This window comes from Streptomyces sp. LE64, from assembly GCF_052606915.1.
The window spans coordinates 727,465-748,944 of the sequence record NZ_CP199708.1; the positions used below are offsets into that span (position 1 = coordinate 727,465).

The 21,480-nt window shown below is 74.8% G+C and carries 16 protein-coding genes; 5 read left to right on the plus strand and 11 right to left on the minus strand.

The window, feature by feature from the left end:
• Positions 1–19: 19 nt before the first annotated feature.
• From cobA to ACSMX9_RS03210, 7 genes are all read right to left on the minus strand, one after another.
• A complete protein-coding gene (gene cobA / locus ACSMX9_RS03180) occupies positions 20–1,282 on the minus strand; it encodes a uroporphyrinogen-III C-methyltransferase (RefSeq protein ID WP_351240439.1) in 1,263 nt (420 codons plus the stop codon).
• A gap of 220 nt (positions 1,283–1,502) precedes the next feature.
• Positions 1,503–5,603 carry a nicotinate-nucleotide--dimethylbenzimidazole phosphoribosyltransferase gene (gene cobT, locus ACSMX9_RS03185; RefSeq protein WP_445399782.1) on the minus strand — a complete coding sequence of 1,367 codons (4,101 nt, stop codon included), beginning with the start codon at positions 5,601–5,603 and terminating at the stop codon, positions 1,503–1,505.
• Positions 5,604–5,919: 316 nt separating this feature from the next.
• Complete coding sequence (gene cbiE, locus ACSMX9_RS03190; protein WP_445399784.1) at positions 5,920–7,131, minus strand: precorrin-6y C5,15-methyltransferase (decarboxylating) subunit CbiE; 1,212 nt, start codon at positions 7,129–7,131, stop codon at positions 5,920–5,922.
• 253 nt (positions 7,132–7,384) lie between these two features.
• Positions 7,385–8,023, minus strand: coding sequence for a GNAT family N-acetyltransferase (locus tag ACSMX9_RS03195; protein WP_445399786.1), 639 nt, complete (start codon positions 8,021–8,023; stop codon positions 7,385–7,387).
• A gap of 199 nt (positions 8,024–8,222) precedes the next feature.
• Complete coding sequence (locus ACSMX9_RS03200; RefSeq protein ID WP_445399788.1) at positions 8,223–9,050, minus strand: MetQ/NlpA family ABC transporter substrate-binding protein; 828 nt, start codon at positions 9,048–9,050, stop codon at positions 8,223–8,225.
• 92 nt (positions 9,051–9,142) lie between these two features.
• Complete coding sequence (locus tag ACSMX9_RS03205) at positions 9,143–9,904, minus strand: methionine ABC transporter permease (RefSeq protein ID WP_445399790.1); 762 nt, start codon at positions 9,902–9,904, stop codon at positions 9,143–9,145.
• A complete protein-coding gene (locus ACSMX9_RS03210) occupies positions 9,901–10,956 on the minus strand; it encodes a methionine ABC transporter ATP-binding protein (protein WP_445399792.1) in 1,056 nt (351 codons plus the stop codon). Before ACSMX9_RS03210 ends, ACSMX9_RS03205 begins: the two co-directional genes overlap by 4 nt.
• A gap of 582 nt (positions 10,957–11,538) precedes the next feature.
• Between ACSMX9_RS03210 and ACSMX9_RS03215 the strand changes: the two genes are divergently transcribed.
• The gene (locus tag ACSMX9_RS03215) at positions 11,539–11,898 is read left to right on the plus strand and encodes a hypothetical protein (RefSeq protein ID WP_351240426.1); all 360 of its coding nucleotides are present in this window, start codon (positions 11,539–11,541) and stop codon (positions 11,896–11,898) included.
• Position 11,899: 1 nt separating this feature from the next.
• Positions 11,900–12,343 carry a hypothetical protein gene (locus tag ACSMX9_RS03220; RefSeq protein ID WP_445399794.1) on the plus strand — a complete coding sequence of 148 codons (444 nt, stop codon included), beginning with the start codon at positions 11,900–11,902 and terminating at the stop codon, positions 12,341–12,343.
• A 53-nt stretch (positions 12,344–12,396) separates the two neighbouring features.
• Here ACSMX9_RS03220 and ACSMX9_RS03225 read toward each other — a convergent pair whose 3' ends face one another.
• Both ACSMX9_RS03225 and ACSMX9_RS03230 read right to left on the minus strand, forming a co-directional pair.
• Positions 12,397–12,894, minus strand: a complete 498-nt coding sequence (locus ACSMX9_RS03225) for a GNAT family N-acetyltransferase (protein ID WP_445399796.1) — start codon at positions 12,892–12,894, stop codon at positions 12,397–12,399.
• 38 nt (positions 12,895–12,932) lie between these two features.
• Positions 12,933–13,469 carry an RNA polymerase sigma factor gene (locus ACSMX9_RS03230; RefSeq protein ID WP_445399798.1) on the minus strand — a complete coding sequence of 179 codons (537 nt, stop codon included), beginning with the start codon at positions 13,467–13,469 and terminating at the stop codon, positions 12,933–12,935.
• Positions 13,470–13,722: 253 nt separating this feature from the next.
• Here ACSMX9_RS03230 and ACSMX9_RS03235 point away from each other — a divergent pair, with 253 nt between their 5' ends.
• Entirely contained in the window at positions 13,723–14,394 is a 672-nt protein-coding gene (locus tag ACSMX9_RS03235; protein WP_445399800.1) for a lysophospholipid acyltransferase family protein, read from the plus strand.
• A 71-nt stretch (positions 14,395–14,465) separates the two neighbouring features.
• Here the strand turns inward: ACSMX9_RS03235 and ACSMX9_RS03240 are convergent, their stop codons facing one another.
• Positions 14,466–15,821 carry an HEXXH motif domain-containing protein gene (locus tag ACSMX9_RS03240; protein WP_445399802.1) on the minus strand — a complete coding sequence of 452 codons (1,356 nt, stop codon included), beginning with the start codon at positions 15,819–15,821 and terminating at the stop codon, positions 14,466–14,468.
• On the minus strand, positions 15,818–17,068 hold the full coding sequence (locus ACSMX9_RS03245; protein WP_445399804.1) for an FxsB family cyclophane-forming radical SAM/SPASM peptide maturase: 1,251 nt from the start codon (positions 17,066–17,068) through the stop codon (positions 15,818–15,820). The genes ACSMX9_RS03240 and ACSMX9_RS03245 overlap by 4 nt, the downstream gene beginning before the upstream one ends.
• Before the next feature lie 396 nt (positions 17,069–17,464).
• Here ACSMX9_RS03245 and ACSMX9_RS03250 point away from each other — a divergent pair, with 396 nt between their 5' ends.
• Positions 17,465–17,647 carry a hypothetical protein gene (locus ACSMX9_RS03250; protein ID WP_351240412.1) on the plus strand — a complete coding sequence of 61 codons (183 nt, stop codon included), beginning with the start codon at positions 17,465–17,467 and terminating at the stop codon, positions 17,645–17,647.
• An 82-nt stretch (positions 17,648–17,729) separates the two neighbouring features.
• Complete coding sequence (gene fxsT, locus ACSMX9_RS03255; RefSeq protein WP_445399806.1) at positions 17,730–21,449, plus strand: FxSxx-COOH system tetratricopeptide repeat protein; 3,720 nt, start codon at positions 17,730–17,732, stop codon at positions 21,447–21,449.
• The last annotated feature ends 31 nt before the right edge of the window (positions 21,450–21,480 follow it).

A 21,480-nucleotide genomic window follows, 5' to 3' on the forward strand; every position in this document is an offset into this window, starting at 1 on the left:
ACCGGCCCGCGGTGGTGGCTCAGTGCGGGGTCGGCCCGTGGGCGGAGGAGGCGTCGGGGCCGATCCGGACCACCTCGCCGATGACGATGACCGCGGGCGGCCGCACGCCCTCGCGTTCGACCACGGCGGCCACGGTGCCGAGCGTCGCGTCCACCCGGCGCTGGGCCGCGGTCGTGCCCTCCTGGACCAGGGCCACCGGGGTGTCGGCGGCCCTGCCGTGGGCGATCAGCGCCTCGGCGATCCGGCCGATCTTGTCCACGCCCATCAGCACCACCAGGGTGCCGCGGAGCTCGGCGAGGGCCGCCCAGTCCACCAGCGAGCGGGGGTCCTCGGGTGCGACGTGCCCGCTGACCACGGTGAACTCATGGGCGACACCGCGGTGGGTGACCGGGATGCCGGCCGCGCCGGGCACCGAGATCGAACTGGAGATGCCGGGCACCACCGTGTACGGGATGCCCGCCTCGGCCAGTGCCTCGGCCTCCTCCATCCCGCGCCCGAAGACGAACGGGTCGCCGCCCTTGAGCCGGACCACCGACCGGCCCGCCTTGGCGTGTTCGACCAGGGCCGCGTTGATCGCCTCCTGGGCCATGAACCGCCCGTAGGGGATCTTCGCGGCGTCGATCACCTCGACGTGCGGGGGCAGTTCGGCGAGCAGGTCACGGGGGCCGAGCCGGTCCGCGATGACCACGTCGGCCTCCGCGAGCAGTCGACGGCCCCGGACCGTGATCAGGTCGGGGTCGCCGGGCCCGCCGCCGACGAGGGCGACGGAGCCGGCGCGGCTGCGGTGGTGGCGGGCCACCAGGGTGCCGTCGCGCAGCCCTTCGACCACCGCGTCCCGGATGGCGGCGGTGTGCCGCGGGTCGCGGTCCCGGGCGTCGGTGGTGAGCACCGCGACGGTGACCCCCGCGCTGTGGCCGGTGGCGGGCGTCCAGGCGGTGGCGACGTCGGCGTCGTCGGAGCGGACGCACCAGATGCGGCGGGCCTCGGCCTCCGCGGACGCCCGGTCGTTCGCCGTCCGGTCCGAGGTGGCGACCAGCACGTACCAGGCGTCGGCGAGGTCGCCGTCCTGGTAGCGGCGGCGGTGCCAGGTGAGTTCGCCGGTGTCGGCCATGGCCTCGACGGACGGGGTCGCCGACGGGGAGACCAACTGGATGTCGGCGCCGGCGGCGATCAGCGCCGGCAGCCGCCGCTGGGCGACCTGACCGCCGCCGAGGACCACGACGCGGCGGCCGGTGAGGCGGAGACCGACGGGGTAGGCCGGATCACTGGCTGACGTGGGCATGGCGGCTCCTCGGGTGGGCCGCTGCGACGGTGGAGCGGCGGACTGGTCCGGACGGTGGGGATCACCCGGGCCCGGGTACGGACGCGTGGACGTCGGCGGGGCGGGGTTCCCGACCGTCAACGATACGGTTCCGCTGGTCACGGGCACCGGCGGGGCCGGCACCGGGGTGTCCCGGAACCGGCCCCGGGGGCTGGCGGCCGGCGACGGGCCGGCGGGCCCCCTACTTCTCGGTGACCCCGGCGGCGTCGAAGGTCGCCACCTCGTGCATGACCCGCGCCGCGCTCTGCACCAGGGGCAGGGCGAGCAGCGCGCCCGTCCCCTCCCCCAACCGCAGGTCCAGTTCCACCAGGGGACGCAGCCCCAGCTTGTTGAGGGCCGCGACGTGTCCGGGCTCGGCGCTGCGGTGACCGGCGATGCAGGCCGAGAGCGACTCGGGGGCGACGGCCCGGGCCACCAGGGCGGCAGCGCCGGCGCTCACCCCGTCCAGGATCACGGGGGTGCGCAGGGAGGCACCGCCGAGCACCAGACCCACCATGGCGGCGTGCTCCAGACCGCCGATCGCCGCGAGCACGCCGATCGGGTCGGCCGGGTCGGGCCGGTGCAGTGCCAGCGCCCGGCGCACCACCTCGGTCTTGCGGGCCAGGGTCTCGTCGTTGATGCCCGTGCCCCGACCGGTGATCTCCGCGGGGTCGATGCCCGTGTACACGGCGATGAGGGCGGCGGAGGCAGTGGTGTTGGCGATGCCCATCTCGCCGGTGAGCAGTGCCTTGTTGCCGGCGGCCACCAGATCGCGGGCGGTCTCGATGCCGACCTCGATCGCCGCGGTGACCTCCTCGCGGGTGAGCGCCGGGCCCGCGGTCATGTCGGCGGTGCCGGCCCGGACCTTGCGCGGCAACAGCCCCGGCGTCGTGGGCAGGTCGGCCGCGACGCCCACGTCGACCACGCACACCTCGGCGCCGACCTGCTTGGCGAAGGCGTTGCAGACCGCGCCGCCGTTCAGGAAGTTGGCGACCATCTGCCCGGTGACCTCCTGCGGCCACGGGGTCACGCCCTGGGCGTGCACCCCGTGGTCACCCGCGAAGATCGCCACAGCGGCGGGCTCCGGGATGGGCGGCGGGCAGGTCCGGGAGAGCCCGCACAGCTGCGCGGAGAGGATCTCCAGCATGCCCAGCGCACCGGCCGGCTTGGTCATCCGCTTCTGTCGTTCCCATGCCTCGCCGAGCGCCTTGGCGTCCAGCGGCCGGATGCCGGCGACGGTCTCGGTGAGCAGGTCGTGCGGCTCCGCGCCGGGCAGCACCCGACGGCCGTACGTCTCCTCGTGGACGACCCAGGCCAGCGGACGCCGCTGGGACCAGCCGGCCTGCACCAGTTCCGGGTCCTCGGGGAACTCGTCGACGTACCCGACGCAGAGGTAGGCGACGACCTCCAGGTGTTCGGGCAGGTCGAGGGCGCGCACCATCTCGCGCTCGTCGAAGAAGCTGACCCAGCCGACGCCGAGGCCCTCGGCGCGGGCGGCCAGCCACAGGTTCTCGACGGCGAGCGCCGAGGAGTAGGGGGCCATCTGCGGCTGGGTGTGACGACCGAGCGTGTGGCGGCCGCCGCGGGTGGGGTCGGCGGTGACCACGATGTTCACCGGCGTGTCGAGGATGGCCTCGATCTTCAGTTCCTTGAACTGCTTGGCACGGCCCTTGGGCAGGGTCCTGGCGTACGCGTCCCGCTGGCGCTCGGCCAGTTCGTGCATGGTCCGCCGGGTCTCCTCGGAGCGGATGACCACGAAGTCCCAGGGCTGGGAGTGCCCGACCGAGGGGGCGGTGTGCGCGGCCTCCAGCACCCGCAGCAGCACCTCGTGCGGGATGGGGTCGGGCCGGAAGCCGTTGCGGATGTCCCGGCGCTCCCGCATGACGCGCAGCACCGCTTCGCGCTCCGCGTCCTCGTAGCCGGGTGCGGGGGCCTCGGGCCGGGGGGCCGGGGGCCGGGCCGCGGGCTCGACGGGGGTCTCCCCGGCCGGACCGGTGGGCTCCGGTGCGGGGGCGGCGGCCTGCACGGGGGGCACGCCGACCGTGACGGTGACCGCCTCGGTGGCCTCGGGTGCGGCGGCCGGCTCGTCGTCGCCGGAGTGCGTCGGCAGACCGTCCGGGGTCTGGGCGGGGGCCTCGGCCTCCGGGTCCGCCGCCTCCGCGGCCGGGGGCTCGTCCGCCGGGGTGGCCACGGCCGCCTCGTCCGCCGGTGCGGTCTGCGGCTGCGCCACCGCCTCGGGAGCCTCGTCGTCCTCTGCGTGGACGGGGGCGGGCTCGGGGGTCCCGGTGACGACCGCGGCGGGTTCCGCGGCGGCCGGCTCGGCCACCGCTTCGGCAGCGGCCGGTACGGGTGCGGGCTGCGGCTGGTCCTCCACCGGGGCCGGCTGCTCCGCGGCAGGGGCTTCGTCGGTCGCGGGGGGTGCGGCGGGTGCCTCCTCCTGCGGCGGGCCCTCGGGGGTCGCCGGCGGCACCACCGGGGCCTCGTCCGCTTCCCCGGACACCGGAGCGGGGACCTCGGTGACGGGCTCGGCCACCGCCGGCTGCGGTTCGGCGGGCCGTTCGGCGACGGGCACGGGCCGGGGGGCCTCGACGGGCTCCGGCGCGGGCTGCTCCTCGGTCGGGGCGGCGGCCGGTGCCTCGGCGGCGGGCGGCACGGCCGTGACCGGGGCCGGCTCGGCTTCGACGGGCGGCTCCGGGAGGGCGGGAACCGGCTCGACGGCGACGGGTTCGGGCGTCTCCGGGGTCGCCACCGCGGGGGTCGCCTCCGCGGCGGGCGCCTCGGCTGCGGGTTCCGGGACGGCCTCGACCGTGGCCTCGGCGACGGGTGCCTCCGGGGCCGGGGGCTGTTCGGGGGCCGCCGGGGCGGGCGGTGCCTCGGCGGGCGCCGCCTGGACCACCGGGGTCGGGGCCGGCGTGGTGGTGGCGGGCTCCGGCGTCCCGGTCGGCCCGGGCTCCACGGGGGCGACCGGAGCGGGGGCGGGGGCGGGCCCGGCGGGGGCCTCGACCGGGGCGGCGGCCGCCACGGGCTCGGGCTGGGGGTGCGGCAGGGTCAGCGGGTGGGACGGGGTCGGGGCGAGGTGCGGGGTGGTCGGCACCGAGCCCTCGACCGGGACGAACTCGCCCACCGGAACGGCGACTCCGGCCGGCGGGGTGTGCGGAACCGTCACCGAACCGGTGGCCCGGGCCACCGCGGCGAGCGCGGCGTCGGGTGCGGGCGTCACCGGGGGGGCGAGGGGGACGCCCCGCCCCGCGGTGGGCGGAGCGGTCGGCGCGGAGGGCTGCGGAACCGCCTCGGAGGGGGCCTCCGCCACGGGCTGCTCGGCCGGCGGGACGGGCACCGCCCCGGTGTCGGTGGAGGAGGCGGGCACCTGGGTCCCGTCCATCGTGGGGACGGTGGTGGTGGCCTCGGGAGCGGGCGGGAACGCGGGGGCCGTCTCCGGTGCGGCCGAGGGGGCCACCTGCGCGGGAGGCGCCCCCCAGGGGGCGCCGGCCTGCGGCGGGATCTCGGCGAGCTGGGGGCCCGGGAACGGCGCGGCGGCCGGCGGCTGTTCGGGGGCGGCCGAGGGCGCGGGCTGCCGGCGCACCTTGACCGCGCCCCGACGGGAGCCGGCGGGGCCGCGGTCGGCGAGCGAACGGACCGGGCCGGAGGCGGTGTCCGGGGTGGGCGGCGCGGCGTGCAGGGGGCGTCGGGGCGTGCCGGTGGGCTGGCCGGGCGCCGGGTGTGCGCCGGGCGCGCGGACGTCTGCCCCCTCGGCCGCGGGGGCCGGACCGCTGTCCCGACCGCCCGTCTCGTGCGGACCGGGCTCGTGCGCTCCGGCCAGCGCTCCGGCTGCGGGCTCGACCGGTGCGGGGGCAGCTGGATGGGGCTGCGGGGTGGGCGCGGAGGTGTTGGCGGTCACGGGTGCGTCGGCCTCGTACGGGTTCGGGGGCTCGTCGTCGTCCGGTGTCTCCAGCGAGGTGGGAACCGAGAGGACGGGGGCGGGCCCTGCGGGCACGGTGGGGCGCGGCCGGGCGGCGGACCCGGACGGCGCGACGGGGCTGCCCGTCGGCGGGGGCGGGGTGGCTCCCGTGGTGTGGACCACCGGCGGATAGGCGTCGCCCGCGGGGGCGGTCGCGCGCGCCGAGGGGACGCCACGGCCGTCGCTCCAGGCCCCCTGGGAACCGGGCATCAGGAGTTGGTCGTCGTCGTGGGTCTCGGCGGGGCCCGGCGGCGGTGCCGTCCCGCTCCGGACGGACGCGGCGACGGTCCCCTCGCCGGGGTGGTCCGGCTGTGCCTCGTCCGAAGTCCGGCCGGTGTCGGTCATGCGTACCCCTCGCGCATCGGTAGTCTTCCTCGTCCGTCCCGGTCCCGCCGGACCGCCCGACCCGAGAACGAGCGGGCGCGCCGCGCGGCACGTACCGGTGCCGTCGACACCAGGCATTGTCCCGGCTGGCCCCCACCTCGGCACGCGGTTCCGGAACGGACGCCTGTGGACTGCGCCACGTCGCGCGTCCTCAGCCTTCGCCGTACCGCGGTCCACCCAAAACGGGCGGGTCTTTCGGACATTGGGCCATGAACGAGCCACCGGTCCGGTGCGGTACAACGATCGGCCAGCCTACCCCGGGCTGGCCCCGCAGCGCTCAGGGGGCGCGGCCCGGAAGGCGTCCGGAAAGGAGGAAACCGACCGTCCGTTCCTTCTCCGTCCAGGCCCGGGTGTCGAGTTCCACGGCCTGGAGGAGGGCGCACTCGACCTCGTATCCGTGTTCGATCAGGTCGCGGCCGACCCGTTCGGCGGCGTCCCGGGTGGCCGCATGGGTGACGATCCGTCCGGGGCGGCGGTCGGCCACCGCGGACACCACGGCCGCTCCCCCGCCGCCGACGCGCACCACGTCCGGTTCGGGCAGCGTCTCCAGGACGTGCGGCGCACGGCCGTGGACCGTCTGGAGCTGGACGCCGAAGCGACGGGCGGTGGCGGCGGCGCGGGCGCAGTTGTCGGGGTACTGGTCGACGGCGATGACGGCGGCGCCGAAGCGGGCGGCCTCCACCGAGAAGGCCCCGCTGGCGCACCCGATGTCCCAGACCAGGTCGCCGACGCGGGGCCCGAGGCGGGCGAGTTGGGCGGCGCGCAGCCGCTCGTTCTCGCTCTCGCCCAGTCCGGGCCCGAGCTCGGCGGCGGGCAGGGTCCAGCCGCGGGGGCCGGTGCCGGGGTCCCGGCCGGCGATCCAGCCCGGTTCCGGGGTGACGCCGCTGCTGCCCCCGATGCAGAGGACGACGTTGGGGTCGCGCCAGGCGTGGTCGGCGGCCTTGTCCGAGGTGACGACGGTGACGCGTTCGCGATCGGTGCCGAGTTCCTCGCAGATGACGAAGGTGCGGTGCACGCCTTCGAGCAGGAGGCCCAGCTCGGCGGGCCCGGCGCCCGGCGCGGTGAGCACGGCCACCTTGGGGTGGGCCCGGCAGACGTTGACCGCGCGGCGCAGGGTGCGGCGGTGGGCCACGACGACCTCCGCGTCGTCCCAGGGCATGCCGGCCCGGGCGAAGGCCCGGGCGACCGCGGAGGTCGCGGGCAGCACCTCGACCTCCAGGCCGAACTCGGGATCGCGCAGCGCCCGGACGACGCCGAAGAACCCGGGGTCGCCGTCGGCGAGGACCACGGCGGTGCCCCGGTGGGCGGCGATGCGGCGGGCGGCGAGGGCGATGCTGCCGAGCCGGATGCGCTCGGCGCGCTCGGGCACGTCGGGGAAGGCGAGGTGGTGGGCCGCGCCGGCGACCAGGGTGGCCGCGGCGAGTGCCGAACGCGCGGCGACGGAGAGCGGGGAGCCGTCCCAACCGATCACCGTGACCCGGTCGGCCATCGTCGTCAGTCTCCAGAGGTCGAGGGGCCGGACGGGTCCTGTGCCGGGGGCGCGTCGGGGGCGGAGCGGCACCGGTGGCGTACGCGGGCGCACGGACGGGCCCGGGCGACGGAGGGGTGCCGCGTGCCGCGCACCAGAGCATCGTGAGCGTACCGGGTGCGGGCGGTCCACGCGCCCCGGGTGCGCGGTTCGGGGGAGGCGCCGGGCGCGGGCGAGGGGCGCACCGGACCCGCGGGGCGCGTCTGCCGGAGCGTCAGTTCCAGTCGGTGAAGGCGGTGTAGGCGTCGGAGTCGGCGAAGGCGTCCGCCGTGCCCTCCAGGTCCTCGGGGAGCAGGCTCCACACGATGAGGTCGGTCCGGTGTTCGGTCCAACCGCCGTCGTCGGTCCTGGTCCGCGCTATCCAGGCGCCCCGGAGCACGCCCTCGCTGATGCAGCCGATCTTCTGGGCCACCTGTTGGGCCGCGGTGTTGTCGGCGGCCGTCCGCAGCTCCAGGCGCTCGAACTTCTGGTCCCGGAACAACCACCCCGCGACCGCCAGCGACACCTCGCAGGCGTAGCCCTCGCCGCGCGCCCAGGGGGCGGTGACGCAGCGCAGTTCGGCGGAGCGGACGCGCCAGTCGGCGGCGCGCAGCCGGGCCGTGCCGACCAGCCGGCCGGTGAGGAACTCGGTCACGGCGAAGACGATGCCGTGGCCGGCCGTGCGTTCGCCGGGGGCGCCCTCGGTGACCCAGGCGCGGGCGTCCTCCTCGGTGTACGGGTGGGGGGCGGAGGCCCAGACCACGACCGACTCGTCGTTCATCATCTCGGTCAGGGCCGGAACGTCCACGTCCTCGAAGGGGCGCAGGACCAACCTTTCCGTGCTGAGGGAGACGTCGGGGAAGGTGGTCGTCATGGGCCGCTCCGTAACCTTCAGGAACCTGCAGGTCTGCTGCTGAGTGGACCAGCATGCAGCATCGGGACGCGGGTACGCACCACGGGACCCGGGTGGGAGGGTCGGTCCCGTGGTGCGCGAGGGGTCCGGGGCGCCCGACGTCACGGTCGTCGAACGCCCCGGAGGTCCGGGCGGCTCCTTCGAGCGGTGGTGCGCCGGCTCAGAAGGCCGGGATGACGGCGCCGTCGTAGGTGTCCTCGATGAACTTCTTCACCTCGGGCGAGGTCAACAGCTCGGCGAGCTTCCTGACCCGGGGGTCGTCCTCGTTGCCCTTCTTGACGGCGAGGAAGTTGCCGTAGGGGTTGTCCTTGGCGTCCTCGGCCGCGATGGCGTCCTTGGCCGGGCTGAGCTTCGCCTCGATGGCGTAGTTGCCGTTGATCACCGCGGCGTCGACGTCCGCGAGGGCCCGGGGCAGCTGGGGGGCCTCCAGTTCGCTGAACTTGAGGTCCTTGGGGTTGTCGGTGATGTCCTTGGGCGTGGCCGCGAACCCGACGCCGTCCTTGAGGGTGATCAGGCCCTTGGCGGCGAGCAGCTGGAGGGCGCGCGCCTCGTTGGTGGTGTCGTTGGGGACCGCGATGGTGGCCCCCTTCTCCAGGTCCGCGAGGTCCTTGACCGTCTTGGAGTAGACGCCGAGCGGCTCCAGGTGGACCGTGGCACCCGGGACGGGCACGATGTCGGTGCCCTTCTTCTTGTTGAAGTCGTCCAGGTACGGCTTGTGCTGGAAGTAGTTGGCGTCGAGCTCGCCCTCCTGGACGGCGGTGTTGGGGGTCACGTATTCGGTGAACTCCCTGACCTCCAGCTCCAGGTCGGCCTTGGCCGCGAGCTCGTCCTTGATGTAGGTGAGGATCTCGCCCTGCGGGGTGGCGGTCGCGGCGACCTTCAGCGGCCCGTCGGAGTCGGAGCCCTGGTCGGAGCCGCAGGCGGTGAGGCCGAGCGTGAGGGCTCCGGCGGCGAGGACAGCGGCGGTGATCTTGGTGGTGTTACGCACGAAAAGTGCCTTTCTCCATGGGTGGTACCGGTCCCGGCGGTCTGCGCGGGACGCGTGTGAGGGGGTCGACGGTCGGACGGCCGCCGACCGGGTCAGGGGGTCTTGACGGCTTCGAGCTCGGCGCTCGCCGGAGCGACGCCTTCGGTCGGCGGGGCGGAGCGCAGCAAGCGCAGCCGGGGCCCTGTCCCGGCCCGGCCGGTGCGGCGGTGCAGGGAGCGGGCGGCGAGGTCGCCGGCGAACTGGATGACGGAGATCACGACGGCGAGGATCGCCACGGTGACCCACATCAGTTCGGTCTCGAAGCGCTGGTAGCCGTAGCGGATGGCGATGTCGCCCAGGCCGCCGGCGCCGACCGTGCCCGCCATCGCGCTGTAGCCGATGAGGGCCACGACGGTGGTGGTGGCACTGGAGATCAGCGAGGGCAGCGACTCGGGGACCAGGACCCGGCGGACCACGGTCCAGGTGTTCCCGCCCATCGCCTGGACGGCTTCCACGAGGCCGCCGTCCACCTCGCGCACGGCGGTCTCGACCAGGCGGGCGAAGAACGGGATCGCGCCGATCGCCAGCGGCACGATCGCGGCCTCCCGGCCGATGGTGGTGCCGGTGATCTCCCGGGTGAAGCCCATCAGGGCGACCATCAGGATGATGAACGGCATCGAGCGGGCCACGTTGACGAGTTGGCCGAGGACCTTGTTGAGGACCACGTTCTGGAGCAGTCCGCCCCGGTCGGTGAGGACCAGCAGGACGCCCAGCGGCAGCCCGCCGACGACGGCGATCACGGTGGACCAGCCGACCATGTACAGGGTGTCCCAACACGCCTGCTCCAGCAGCGGCCACATCTCGGACCAGGTCACTTGGCACCCTCCTTGGCCAGGGCGGACGGCAGGGGGCGGGGCGTTGCGTCGGCTTCGACGACGTCGACCTGGAGTCCCTGCTCGCGCAGGAAGCCGACCGGCACCACGTTGTCCTCGTAGCGGCCGGGCAGTTCGATGCGCATGCGACCGACCTGCTTGCCGGCGACCGTGTCCATCGCGGCGCCGAGGATCGAGATGTCGATGTTGTACGTGCGGGAGAGCTGCGAGATGACGGGCCGGGTGGCCGCTTCGCCGTGGAAGGTGACGTCCACGACGGTGCGGTCGGGGCCGGTGGCGTCGCCGGCGACCGGGAAGAGCGCCGAGGCGAGTTCGGAGCCCGGGGTGGCCAGCAGTTCGCCGACCGTGCCGGACTCGACGATCCGGCCGTGCTCCATCAGGGCCGCGGAGTCGCAGATCGACTTGACCACGTCCATCTCGTGGGTGATGAGCAGCACGGTCAACCCGAGCTGCCGGTTGAGGTCGCGCAGCAGGTGGAGGATGGCGCGGGTGGTCTCCGGGTCGAGGGCGCTGGTGGCCTCGTCGGAGAGGAGCACCTTGGGGTCGCCGGCCAGGGCCCGGGCGATGCCGACGCGCTGCTTCTGCCCGCCGGAAAGTTGGGCGGGGTAGGCCGGGGCCTTGTCGGCGAGGCCCACCAGGTCCAACAGTTCCAGCGCCTTACGGGAACGTTCCTTCCCGGAGGTGCCGAGGATCTCCAGGGGCAGTTCGACGTTCTCCCGGACGGTCCGCGTGGAGAGCAGGTTGAAGTGCTGGAAGACCATGCCGATCCGGCTGCGCGCCTCGCGCAGCGCACGGCCCGCCCGGGGGCCGCGGCCGGCGAGGGCGGTGAGGTCCCGGCCGTCCACGGTCACGGTGCCGGCGGTGGGGCGCTCAAGGAGGTTGATGCAGCGGATGAGGGAGGACTTGCCGGCGCCGCTCTGGCCGATGACGCCGTACACCTCTCCTTCTCGTACCTGGAGGTCCACGCCGTCGAGGGCGGTGACCTCGCGTCCGCGGGAGCGGTAGACCTTGGTGAGGCCCTGGGTGGTGATCACTGGGATTCCGTCACTGTCGAGTGCGGGCGTCCTGCTGGACGCCGGGCACGGGGCATTCGTCGGGGAACGCGGCACGGTTCTCGGTGGCGGGTGTGCGGGGGGAGAAACGCGCGCTCGGGGCGGGCGGGTCCGCTCGACGCACGGTCGGGGACACGGCTCAGCTGTCTCGCTTCGGGGCGCGAGGCTGATGGTGCGGGGGCCCTCAGAAGGCGCACATTCGACACATACAAGCAGCACCGGGCGTCTTCATCGCCTCGGTCGCAAAGGTGCGGCTGCTGGTCGTGGTCATGTCGGCAAGTAAAGCAGACCCCGGGGCGCTGTCCACCCCCTCTGTCCGTATAGCGGACACTCTCGGACAATCCTCGGACGGCTTCCCGTACCGCCGCCAAGGCCCGCATCCCGCCCGTCACCAGTCGCCACGGGGCTCCCGGAGCACCTCGCCCCGGGGCGCCCCCGCCCGGAGGAGACCCGCGACTGTGGCCAAGGCCACGAAGGACCCCTCCCGGCCCTCGCCCCGGTGACACGGGCGGGCTCGACGGGGCCGGCGCGGGGCGCCGACCGGCTGCGTAATAGGGTCGCCGCATGCTTGCTGCACTGACGATCGCGACCGCGGTGGCGGCGCTCGCGCTCGCCGCCTGGTGCGCCTTCGCCGCGTACCGCGACCAGCCCACCAAGGACTGGCACTTCATCGGGATGGTCGTGGTGTCCCTGCTGGCGCTCGCCCAGCTCGTGGTGGGGATCGTCCAGCTGGCGCGCGGGGAGAAGCCCGAGAAGGGCACCGCGATCTTCGTCGGGTACCTCATCGGCTCGGCGAGCTGCATCCCCGCCGCCGGCTTCCTGTCGCTCGCGGAGCGCACCCGCTGGGGTTCGGTGACGGTCGCGGCGGGCGGCGTGGTGCTCGCGGTCCTCCAGGTGCGGCTGTACGACATCTGGGGAGGTTGAGATGACGGAGGCCGGCCCACGGGCGCCGGGCGGGCGCACCCGGTTGATCAGCGGACCGGGGACCCTGCTGCTCTGGCTCTACGGGGTGATGGTCGTCGGAGCGGTGTCGCGCTCCGTCGTCCAGATCACCACCGACTTCGGACGGGCCCCGCTGGCCTACGCCCTGTCCGCCGTCGCCGGCCTGGTGTACGGATTCATCACGTACTCCCTGGTGCGCGGCGGGGAGAAGGCCCGCCGGGCGGCCTTGGTCTGCTGCGCCGTCGAGCTGGCCGGGGTCCTGGTGGTGGGCACCTGGACGGTGCTCGACCCCTCGGCGTTCCCCGACACCACGGTCTGGTCGGAGTACGGCATGGGCTACCTGTTCATCCCGGTGCTGCTGCCGTTGACCGCCGTGTACTGGCTGCGTCGGGCCCGGACCGCTCGGCCCGGGCCGACGCCCTCCTGACCCACCGCTCCGCCCGTCCGCGGCCGAGAGGCCCTCCTCCGCCGCCGGGTGCGTCAGGTCGCGGTGGTGAAGTCGCCCGCCTGCTTGGCGAGGGTGACGACGGTGAGCCGCTCGTCCACCTGACGGCTGCCGACCGGCGCGTAGCCGTGCTTGCGGTACAGCCGCAGGTTCCGGTCGGAGCGTCCGCCGGTGAACAGTTCGAAGCGGGTGGCCGTGCCGGCCGCCTCCAGCCGCTGCTCGATGGCGGCGAGCAGCCGTCCGCCGATCCCGTGGCTGCGCATCCGGGGGTGGACCATGAGCTTGCCGATGTGGGCGACGCCCTCGGCGTCGACCGAGCCGCGCACCGAGGCGATCACCTCGTCGCCGAGCCGGGCGACCAGGACCAGTCCCCGGGCCAACTCCGCCCGGACGGACGCCAACGTCTGGGTGAGGGGTTCGATGGAGTAGTCCCCGTAGAGCTCCGCCTCGCTCTGGTAGCACAGGTACTGCAACTTCAGGATCTGTTCGGCGTCCTGCTCGGCCGCCGCGGAGATGGTCACGCTCATGCCCATGTGCGCATGCCTCCTGCTTACCTACTCCACCGGTTGTCTTAACGCTCCCTTCCCCTCGGGTCGGGAACCGCAACCTCCGCCGCGAGCATTCTGCGCAGACATCCCAGGCATCGGGAACGTTCCGGCCCTAGACTTCCCTGTGAGATACCCAACTCTCCTGCGATTTCTCGGTACGTCAGGTCATACGGCGAAAGAAGAGCGGTCATCAGCTTCCGGCAGCGCACGGGCATGCGCCGCACCGCCGCCCGCAGCCGCCGCCCGCGGTCGGCCACCAGGGCCATCTCCTCGGGGTCCGGCTGCGGATCACCGGGCAGGCGGGTGCCGCACGGCAGTTCGCGCTCCAGCAGTCGGTGGCTGCGGTGGACCTCCGAGCGGACTGCGGCGCTCAACCAGCCGGCGGGGTCGGCGGGCGGGCCGGCGGAGGCCCACTGTTCGAGCAGGCGCAGCCAGACCTCCTGGAGGAGGTCCTCGCGGGCGTCACCGGCGCAGGGCGCCTGCGCCACCACCTCCCGCACGAGCAAGGGGGCGAGGGTCTCCCACGGCAACGACAGCCGGGGCGGGGTGCGGTGGTCCATGTCCGCCCGAACGGCGGCGCCGGCCGTCGAGTTGTCGCACCGGGCGACGTTTCAGCCGTGTGAGGGGGCGCCCGCGGGGGCCGGTTGACGCGTCCGGACGGCCCCACCACCAGTGACGGAAGCGTGACACGACGTGACGATCCGGGGAGCCCGATGTGCGCGCGAGGGCGCCGCGCGAGTATCGTCCTCACCTGCACGGACTGGCGGCAGGCCGTGACCGGCGCAGCCTCGAATCCCGACCCCGGAGGGCCCGTTGTCCCGTTTTGCGCTCATCAAGGCAGTGCTCGGACCGATCATCCGCCTGGTCTTCCGGCTCCGGGTGGAGGGCGTCCAGCACGTTCCGGGAACGGGTCCGGTCATCCTGGCCGGCAATCACCTGACCTTCATCGACTCCATGATCCTGCCCCTCGTCTGCGACCGCCAGGTGGTCTTCATCGGCAAGGACGAGTACGTGACCGGCAAGGGCCTCAAGGGGCGGCTGATGGCGTGGTTCTTCACCGGGGTCGGCATGGTCCCGGTGGACCGCGACGGCGGCCGGGGCGGGGTGGCCGCCCTGATGACGGGCCGTCGCATCCTGGAGGACGGCCGCGTCTTCGGGATCTACCCCGAGGGCACCCGCTCCCCCGACGGACGGCTGTACCGGGGGCGCACCGGGATCGCCCGGCTGACCCTGATGACCGGGGCCCCCGTGGTGCCGTTCGCGATGATCGGCACCGACAAGCTCCAGCCCGGCGGCCGGGGCATCCCGCACCCGGGCAAGGTCACCGTCCGGTTCGGCGAGCCGATGGAGTTCTCCCGCTACGAGGGCATGGACCGCGACCGCTACGTGCTGCGGGCCGTCACCGACTCCGTGATGGCGGAGGTCATGCGGCTGTCCGGCCAGGAGTACGTCGACATCTACGCCACCAAGGCCAAGGCCGCCTAGGTCCTCCCGTTCCGACCCTGCCGGGCCCGCGCGCCCCGGCGCCCGCACCCTCCGGCCCGCCCGTGACCCGCTCACGGGCGGGCCGGGTGGTGTCGGGTGGCGTGGAGCCGGGTCCAGCGCCCCCGGTGCGCCCGGGCGAGTTCCGCCGCGCGGGCCGCGGCCGGTTCCGGCACCCGCTGGGCGTGGAGCTCGGCCAGCGCCCCTTCCATGCGCCGGGCGAACCGGGTGCCGACCGGGGTGAGCCGCCCGCTGTCCAGCAGCGTGCCGTTGGCCTCCCGGGTGACGTCCCGCCAGCGGGCGAACTCGACCCAGGCCCGTTGACGCCCCGCCGGTTCCCGCGCCACGCCCAGTTGGCGCAGCCAGAAGCGGGCGACGCCCAGATGCGCGTACACCCCGTGCAGCAGCCCGACGAGCGGGCGGGGGTCCTCGCGCCAGGGCGCGTAGAACAGCTCGCCGGGGCGGTCGTCGACCAGGTCGAAGAGGTGGGTCAAGGCGGCCAGCTTGTTGTGTTGGGCCTCGTGGGCCAGGTCCAGGGCGAACCCGAGGGCGGTGCGCGGGGCGGACATCCCGGTGCAGCCGAAGGTCTCGTTGGAACTGCCGCTCAGATCGCGGAAGTCGGGTGACAGCACCGGAACCACCGCCCGGAACACCGCGCCCACCTCGGCCAGTTGCTCTGGATGGGCGATCCGCAGGACCCGGCGGGCACGGGCGAACGCCCGTTGCCAGCGCACCCGTTCCGCCGCCGGGAGCCGGCCGGCGCCCGCCGAGGCGGGAAAGGCGTCCGGGTCGAGGTCGTCGAGGACCGGGCCCTTCCCGTCTCCGGCCAGCCCGTGCAGGGCCAGCCATCCGGTACCGTCCGGCTCCGGATCGTCCGGCGAGGTGGACGCCGCCCCCGGCGCCAGGGCGCGCACCCGCTGCCCGCCGACGCTCACGGTGGTGCCCGCCGGACCGGTGCGCACGCACGCGGGCTCGCCGTGCGCGGCGCCGCCGAACTGGGCCGCGCCCAGCGAGGGCAGGAGGACCCGACCGTGACGCACCGGGAGCGTCACCGCTCCGCTGAGCCCCGCCCGACCGGCGGCGACCACGGCGGTGGCCAACAGCAGGTCCGTGTCGGCGGGGCCCGCGGCGGGGCCCAGGAGCGTGCCGAGGGAGCGCAGTTGGGCCGGGCCCACGGACGGATAGGTGAGCGTCTCGACCACCGCAGTGGGGTTCGAGCGGTACGCGGCTGCCAGCAACTCCCAGGCCCGGTCGGCGTGTTCGGCGGCCGAACCGCCGTGCTCCCGCGCCCGGGCCACCACCTCGCGGACCAGCATCAGCCGTCGGCTGTACTGGGCGCTCCGCAGCACGCGTACGGCCTCGGGGCCGCCGTCGCCGACGGCGATCCGGTCGAAGAGCTCCCCGCCGAGCCGGTGCCGGGGCGCCGTCACGGAGCGCCCACCACCGGGCGGGCGAGCAACCGCCCCAGGTCCGCGGCGAGTCGACGTCCGACGTGGCCGATGAGGGCGGCGAGGTCGGGACAGTACACGCTGGGATTGGCGAAGCCCGAGCCGTCCGCACGGTAGCGGTGGGTGACGTGCCCGCCTCCGCAGACCCGGTGCAGCGGGCAGGCGCGGCAGGTCGTCGAGAGTCCGGCGAGCCCGGGGCCCGGGACCGCCCCGGTCGGGGCGGCCAGCGCACGGTCGAAGGGGTCGCGCAGCACGTGCAGCCCGGTGTCGATGGCCCCCGGGTAGGTGGTGCGCAGCGTGGCGTCCCGGCCGATCGCCCCGTCCGTCTCCACCACCGCGTAGCCCACCGGGGCGAGCCCCAGGCCCTCCGTCTCCGCCCGGCCGCCGAGCAGCAGGGCGAGCAGGTCGTCCAGCAGCCGCACCCGGGTCTCGCGGACCGGCGCGTCGAACCAGACGTCGAACACCGCCGCCAACCAGTCGGCGTACGGGGTGTCGACCCGGTCGGGACGGCGCCCCGGTGGGGGTGCGGACCAGTTGCCGTGCGGCAGCAGGAAGTCGATCACCGGGGGGCGGTGGCCGAGCAGGTGCCGATAGGTGGCGAGCGGATCGTTGCGCACGTCGATCACGCACAACAACCCGCTGAACAGGTGCCGGTGGGGCCCGTCTGCCAGGCGTCGCAGCGCGGCGGACACCTCCGCGTGGCTGCCGCGCCCGTCGGCCCGTCGACGGTGCCGGTCGTGGGCGGCCGCGTCTCCGTCGAGGCTGACCCCGATGCGGACGCCCAACTCGGCGAGGAGGTCCAGACGGCGCCCGTCCAGGCCCAGGCCGTTGGTCTGCACGAGCACGTCCAGGCGGACCCCCGGCGGGAGGGCCCGCCGCAGCACCCGGACCGTGCGGGTCAGCGCGGCGGGGCCGAGCAGCAACGGTTCCCCGCCGTGCAGCACGACCTTGACCGCCGGCAGTCGGTGCGCGGCGACGTGCTCGGCGATCCGGTCCGCGGTGCGGTCGAGCACCGCCGGGGCCATGGTCCGGGGGCGACCGCGCCAACTCTGGTCGGGCCCCTCGTACATGTAGCAGTAGTCGCAGGCGAGGTCGCACCGACCGTGGACCTTGAGGACGAAGGAGTGGAAGGGCGGAGGTGCGGGGGGTGGGGCCGGCGGCCCGGTGGCGGTCCGGGTCGGTACGCGGACCTCGCTCGTCCCCGGCTCACCGGTTCGGGCCGGATTCACGTCGCGCACGGTGCGTGCACTCCTCAGAACGGTCGTGCTGGGCCGGGTCCGACAGAAAGCCCGTTCAGTATTTTCAGTGGCCCTCGCGATCGTCAAGCGGGCGAATCGGCCGACCTGCCGTGCGCCGCCGCGCACCTGGTGGTCGGGGCGGCGCCCGAGGCCGCGCGGGGGTTTGCTCCGGTGACGCGGCGGGGGCGGGGCGAGCGGGGCGACGGGCACATCCGAGCGAGGGGTGACGGCCCGGTGCCGCCCCGTCGCCCCACGGGTGTGGTGGGCGTGCGACCTGGTTGACGGGGCGGCCCGAAACCTGGTTCCCCCTCGCCCGGGTGGCTACGATGGGACCACCGTGCGCCCGTCGGTGCGGACCCGCGGACGAGAAGGGTGGACGATCGCCCCATGGCCGACCCGGCCGAAGTGATAGACGACCTCGAATCCCTGTTGGCGGACCTCTCCGCACTGCCCTTCGAGACGGTGGCGGAGTTGCCGGCCTCGGCTCTCGGGTGCGCGCTGCGCCGACTCCACGAGGCGGCGCGGACCCCGGACCGGATGTTCGCCTCGCAGTACCAGGATTCCCTGTAGCGGTCCGGGACGGATCGATCGCCACCCCACGCGTCCGGCGGGGTCCGGCCGGTCCCGGACGTCCAGAAGTGGAGCGACCACCATGGCAGTTGAGGCCGGCAGCGAGATCCTCCGGGGCCCGCGCGTCACCCTGTTCTGTTCCCCGACGGAGAACATCGGCCAGACCACCACGGTCCTCAACACCGCACTCGTCCTCGCCGAGGCCGGCCGCCGCGTCCTCGTCGTCGACGCGGCGGTGAGCGGGGGCGCCCGGGTCGGCGCCGCACGCTACCTCGGTGCGCTGCCCGACGTGCAGCGCGAGGTGCCGCCCGGCACGCTGCCCGGCACCGGACTGCCCCGCCCCACCCGGTGGAGCCTGGTCACGCAGGGGGCTCCCCTGTCCCTGGACGTGCTGACCACCCGGGACGCCTCGGACCTCGCCGACCTCCCGGTCCGACAGCGCGGGACCGCCGCGGGACGGGCGCAACTGGCCGGGTACGACGACGTCCTGATCGATGCGCCGGTGACCCGCACCACCGACGACCACGCCGTCCTCGGACCGCTGCCGCACGTCATCGCGGCCTGCTTCACCCTCAACTCCTGGCTGATCGAAGGGGCCGCGGCACTCGCCCGGGGACTGCGCCGCCACGCCTCCGGACGGGTGGGGGTGCTCGCGGTGGGGCTGAAGGCCGACAGTCGCACCAGCGACCAACTGCGCATCGCCCGGGCCCTGATCCGGGACTCCTTCGACCCCTTCGGCGACGGTGCGGGCGCCCACTACGTGGAGTTCCCCTACGACCCGCTGTACACCCAGTCCGACACCCTGGCCGTGGTCGAGGAGCGCGACGGCGCACCGGACGAGGGGGAGGGTCTGCGGCCCGGTTTCCTCCAGCTCGCCGCGGAGCTCGCCCGCTCCCGGGCCGTGGAACTGCGTCGGGTGACCCTGCTGCACACCTGCCGCCACCTGGCCTGGGCGGAGTGGGTGGAGGCCCAGTTGGAGGCCCGCGGCATCGCGGTGCGCAGATTCGGCTTCGCCGCCTACAAGGGGGAGGTGCCGGCGCCCGGCAGCATGCTGCTCGCGCTCTCCCCCATCGGGGTGACCCCGGAACAGGCCGACCGGCTCGCCACCCTCTCCCACCCCGACGTGCGCATGGTCCTGGTCGACGAGGAGCCGCTGCCCCGCGGGCTGGGCCACCACGAACAGATCGTGCTGCGCCGGCTCACCGAACCGGAGGCGCTGCTCCGGCTGCGCCGAGGGCTGCGGTTGCCGCCCGGCGGCGAACGGTCCGTCGCGATGCGCCGCTTCCCCCGGTTGCCCGCCCGGCACAACCTGCGCCCCCGCAACCTGGGCTTCGTGGGCCGGGACGAGGTCTTCGAACGGATCAGGGCGGTGCTCGACGCGGCGGAGCGGGCCCGCAGCCACTGCGTCCTGATCGGCGCGCCCGGCGTCGGCAAGAGCCAGTTCGCCCTGGAGTACTGCCACCGCTTCCCCGGGGAGTACGACGTGGTGTGGTGGGTGCGGGCCGACGGCGCGGGCGCCGTCCGCCGCAGTCTGACCCAGCTCGCGGAGCGGCTCGGCGTGCCCACCGTGGGGGACGTGCCGAGCCGGGTGCTGGACCACCTGCGCTCCGCCGGCGCCGGTTCCTGGCTGCTGGTCTACGACGACGTCCGGGATCCCGAACTCCTCTTCGACACACGGCTGTTGCCGCCCTCCGGGGACGGCGGACACGTGCTGCTGACCGCCCGCCGCTCGGCCGGTCTGCCGGCCCGGCACCGGCTGGACCTCGCCTCGTTCTCCGAGTCGGAGAGCCGGGACCTGCTGGCCGGCCGGGTGCGCGGGCTGACCGTCGAGCACGCCGACCGGATCAGCCGCACCGTCGCCCACGTCCCCCTGCTCGTCCATCTGGCCGCGGCCTGGGTCGAGGTCCGCGCCTCGCTGCTCACCACCCTCAACCGGCCCCGTACCGAGGCCGTCGAACGGGCGGTCGAGGAGTTCGGCGACGCCTTCCTGTCCCAGCAGCAGGAGTTGCTGGGACGGCACAAGGAGGTCTCGCTGTCCCGGGTCATGCTGGAGGTCTCCCTACGGGCGCTGCGCGACTCCCCCGCCGCCGAGGCGTGGAGCCACGAGCGGGGCGACAGCGCCGTCACCCGGTGGTTGCTGGAGTGCTGCGCGCTGCTCACCGGCCCCGGGGCCAGCCTGCAACTGCTGCGCTCCGCGCAGATGCAGTACGCGCTGGCGCAGCGCACGGCCGCCCCCGGCGACGCACCCGACGCGTCGATCAGCGATGCGCTGATGGTCGACGTCGCCCTGTGGACCACCGCCCGCTACGGCCTGGTGGAGGTCGACTTCGCCCGCCCCGAGCGTCCCGTCCGCCAGCACCAGGTGTTGCGGGACGCGGTGCTGGCCCGGATGGGCACCGCCGAGCGGCGCCAGCGCGAACACGAGCTGCGGGCGGTCGTCGCCGGCTTCTCGTCCGCCGAGCCCCAGGGCCGCGCGGGCACCGACTTCAGCGACCAGCAGGCCCGGCAGCTGACCGCGCTGCGGATCTGGGAGGACCCCCGGCCCGAGGTGCGCAGACGCCTCATCGACCACCTGCTGAACCTGGCCCGCACCCGGGACGAACTGCGGCTGCGGGAGGTCCTGGAGCTGGGCGGGCGGGCGCACAAGCACTGGCAGGAGGACGAGCCCTCGGCGGAGTACCTCCGACTGCACCAGGTGATGGCCGCGGCGCTGCGCATCCTCGGGGAGTACGCGGAGGCGTCCCGGCACGCCCGGCTGGCGCTGCGCGGCTACCGGTCGACCTTCGGCGTCAACCACCCCCGCACCCTGCTGTCCGCGGACGCCTACGGGGCGCTGCTCCGGGCCGACGGGCACTTCGCGGACGCCCTGGCCGAGGGCCACCACGTCCACCAGCGGGTGCGCGAACTCCTCGGCCCCCACCATCCGACGACGGCGCAGGCCGAGCACAACCTCGCCCTGTCCGAGTCGCTGGTCGGCAAGGTGGCCTCCGCGCTGGACCGGCTCCAGGGCCAGCTGAACCGGCGGCGGGCGATCGGCGGCCCCGACGACCCGGCCGCCTGGAGCGTGGTCGTCCCGCTCGCCGCCGCCCAGCGGGCCCTCGGCCAGGACCGGGAGGCGTACGACCTGCTCAAGCAGTACGTGAGTTGGCAGAGCGGGGCCACCGGGGCCCGCATCCCGTACGCGGAGCTGGCCCGGGTGGAGACCGGGCTGGCCGTGTGCGAACGCCGGCTGGGGAACCCGACCGGGGCGTGGGAGCGGGATGACCGGGTGTTGCGGGAGTGCCTGCGCCAGCTCGGGGCGTCCAACCCGGTCACGGTGCGCACCCGGTTCGGCCTCGCGAGCGACCTGCACGCGCTGGGCCGGCAGGACGAGGCGCTGGACCAGTCGGCCCGGTGCCTGAGGGCCCTGGACACCAGCATGGGCACCGACCACCCCTACACCCACCTGGCGCGCATCCGGCACGCCGTGCACGAGCGGGGGGCGGGACGGCTGGAAGCGGCGCTGGAGGGCGGCGGGCACGCCTACCGGCGGTTGGAGGCGCGACTGGGGCCCACCCATCCGTGGACGGTCGCCGCGGCCTCGGCGCTCGCCGGGTCCCTGGTCGCGGACGAGGCCTACGAGGAAGCCGAGTGGCTGGAGGAGCGGGCCCTGGACGGCTTCGAGGAACTCCGCATGACCCAGCACCCGTCGCGGGCGGTGGTCGCGGCCAACCTGCTCGACACGCGGGCCCGGTTGGACACCGGACGGCCCGCGCCGGGCGTGCAGCGGGCCGACGTCGATCTGGAGCTGCCCGGTGTATGACGGAGACGGTGCGGGCAGGCCGCACCGAGGG

Coding starts and splice junctions, on each gene's coding strand:
- ACSMX9_RS03250 (WP_351240412.1), top strand. CDS start 17,465: ATGGCCGACCCGGCCGAAGTGATAGACGACCTCGAATCCCTGTTGGCG.
- ACSMX9_RS03220 (WP_445399794.1), top strand. CDS start 11,900: ATGACGGAGGCCGGCCCACGGGCGCCGGGCGGGCGCACCCGGTTGATC.
- ACSMX9_RS03195 (WP_445399786.1), bottom strand. CDS start 8,023: ATGACGACCACCTTCCCCGACGTCTCCCTCAGCACGGAAAGGTTGGTC.
- ACSMX9_RS03215 (WP_351240426.1), top strand. CDS start 11,539: ATGCTTGCTGCACTGACGATCGCGACCGCGGTGGCGGCGCTCGCGCTC.
- ACSMX9_RS03230 (WP_445399798.1), bottom strand. CDS start 13,469: ATGGACCACCGCACCCCGCCCCGGCTGTCGTTGCCGTGGGAGACCCTC.
- cbiE (WP_445399784.1), bottom strand. CDS start 7,131: ATGGCCGACCGGGTCACGGTGATCGGTTGGGACGGCTCCCCGCTCTCC.
- cobA (WP_351240439.1), bottom strand. CDS start 1,282: ATGCCCACGTCAGCCAGTGATCCGGCCTACCCCGTCGGTCTCCGCCTC.
- fxsT (WP_445399806.1), top strand. CDS start 17,730: ATGGCAGTTGAGGCCGGCAGCGAGATCCTCCGGGGCCCGCGCGTCACC.
- cobT (WP_445399782.1), bottom strand. CDS start 5,603: ATGACCGACACCGGCCGGACTTCGGACGAGGCACAGCCGGACCACCCC.
- ACSMX9_RS03225 (WP_445399796.1), bottom strand. CDS start 12,894: ATGGGCATGAGCGTGACCATCTCCGCGGCGGCCGAGCAGGACGCCGAA.